Origin of the sequence: Actinokineospora sp. (genome assembly GCF_050699995.1) — a bacterium.
Lineage (GTDB): Bacteria > Actinomycetota > Actinomycetes > Mycobacteriales > Pseudonocardiaceae > Actinokineospora.
The window spans coordinates 1-1,833 of sequence record NZ_JBOHGC010000543.1 but is presented as its reverse complement, the minus strand read 5'-3'; the positions used below and the strand labels follow the sequence as shown (position 1 = coordinate 1,833).

At 72.8% G+C, this 1,833-nt stretch carries 3 protein-coding genes; 1 reads left to right on the top strand and 2 read right to left on the bottom strand.

Annotation, left to right across the window (positions count from 1 at the left end; genetic code table 11):
• Nucleotides 1-161: aldehyde dehydrogenase family protein (locus ACRDSQ_RS26640; RefSeq protein ID WP_431424738.1), on the bottom strand; the 161-nt coding region annotated here is incomplete at its 3' end.
• Between the two features lie 5 nt (nt 162-166).
• A complete protein-coding gene (gene gabT, locus ACRDSQ_RS26635) occupies nt 167-1,495 on the bottom strand; it encodes a 4-aminobutyrate--2-oxoglutarate transaminase (RefSeq protein WP_431424736.1) in 1,329 nt (442 codons plus the stop codon).
• Between the two features lie 75 nt (nt 1,496-1,570).
• Between gabT and ACRDSQ_RS26630 the strand changes: the two genes are divergently transcribed.
• On the top strand, nt 1,571-1,833 hold a 263-nt coding region (locus ACRDSQ_RS26630; protein ID WP_431424735.1), incomplete at its 3' end, for a LysR family transcriptional regulator.

Here is a 1,833-nt window from a genome sequence, read left to right as displayed (position 1 = left end):
GTCGCCGCCCATCCCGGCTGCGCCAGCGCCGCCGCGGTCACCGCGCGGTCCAGATCGTCGAGCCCCGCCCGCGGCACCTCGCCGATGGGCGCGCCGGTCGACGGGTCGAGCACCGCGAAGGCGCCCGCGGAACCGGTGACGACCTCGCCGTCGATGAACATGCCGGTCATCGGGCCACCGCCGCGGCGAACGCGTCCCCGAGGATCTCCAGGCCTTCATGGAGCAGCGCGTCCTCGATGACCAGCGGCGGCAGGAAGCGCAACACGTTGCCGTAGGTCCCGCAGGTGAGCGTGATCAGCCCCGCGCGGTGGCAGAACGCCGACACCCGCGCCGCCAGGTCGGCGTCGGGCTCCTTCGTCCCGCCGCGCACCAGTTCGACCGCGAGCATCGCCCCGCGCCCGCGCACTTCACCGATCGCGTCGTACTCGCCGGCCAGCGCCGTCAACCCGGGGCGCAGCACCGACTCGACGCGCCGCGCGGCGCCGCACAGGTCCTCGGCCCACATGGTCTCGATCGTGGCCAGCGCGGCGGCACAGGCGACCGGGTTCCCGCCGTAGGTCCCGCCCAGACCGCCCGAGTGGACCGAGTCCATGATGTCGGCGCGGCCGGTCACCCCCGCGAGCGGCAGCCCGCCCGCGATGCCCTTGGCCGTGGTGACGATGTCGGGGACGACGCCCTCGAACTCGCTGGCGAACCAGTCGCCGGTCCGGCAGAACCCGGTCTGGATCTCGTCGGCGATCAGCACGATCCCGTGCAGGTCGCACCAGTCGGCGACCCGGGCGAGGAACCCCGGCGCGGGCACGATGAAGCCGCCCTCGCCCTGGATGGGCTCGATGATGACCGCCGCGGTGTTCTCGGCGCCGACCTGGGTGCGCACCAGGGCCACGAACTGGTCGAACGCCTCGGCGGCGCACACCGCCGGACCCGTCGGCCACCGGTACGGGTAGGCCATCGGCGCGCGGTAGACCTCGTTCGCGAACGGGCCGAACCGGTGCTTGTAGGGCATGTTCTTCGCCGTCAGCGCCATCGTCAGGTTGGTCCGACCGTGATAGGCGTGGTCGAACGCGATGACGGCGGGGCGCCCGGTGTGGTGGCGCGCGACCTTCACCGCGTTCTCCACCGCTTCCGCGCCGGAGTTGAACAGCGCCGACCGCTTCTCGTGCGCACCGGGGGTCAGGTCGTTGAGCTGCTCGGCGACGGCCACGTACTCCTCGTACGGCGTGACCATGAAGCACGTGTGGGTGAACTCCGCGGCCTGGCGCCGCACGGCCTCGACCACCCGCGGCGCAGCGTGGCCGACCGACGTGACCGCGATCCCGGAACCGAAGTCGATCAGCCGGTTGCCGTCGACGTCGATGAGCACCGCGCCCTCGGCCCGCTCGACGTACACCGGCAGCGCGGTGCCCACCCCGGCGGCGACGGCCGCGGTCTTTCGCTGGTGCAGGAGGGTCGACCGGGGGCCGGGAACGGTGATCGCGGAGCGGGTGAGCGTCATGCCGCACAGCCTGGTTACCGGCACTTATGCTGTCCAATACCTATATTTTCCAACTCCCATGCTTTGGAGGCATAGATGGAGTTGCGCACGCTGCGGTACCTGGTCGCGGTCGCGGACAGCGGCTCGGTGTCCGCCGCCGCGGCGGTCGTGCACGTCGCGCAGCCGTCGCTGTCGCGCCAGCTGCGCGGGCTGGAAGCCGAACTCGGGGTCCGGTTGTTCACCCGCGACGGCGGACGGCTCACGCTCAACGCGGCGGGCGCCCAGTTCCTGCCGGTCGCCCGCGACCTGCTGGCCCGGGCCGACGCCGCCGCGTCGGTCGCCGCGAGCCTGGCCGCGGG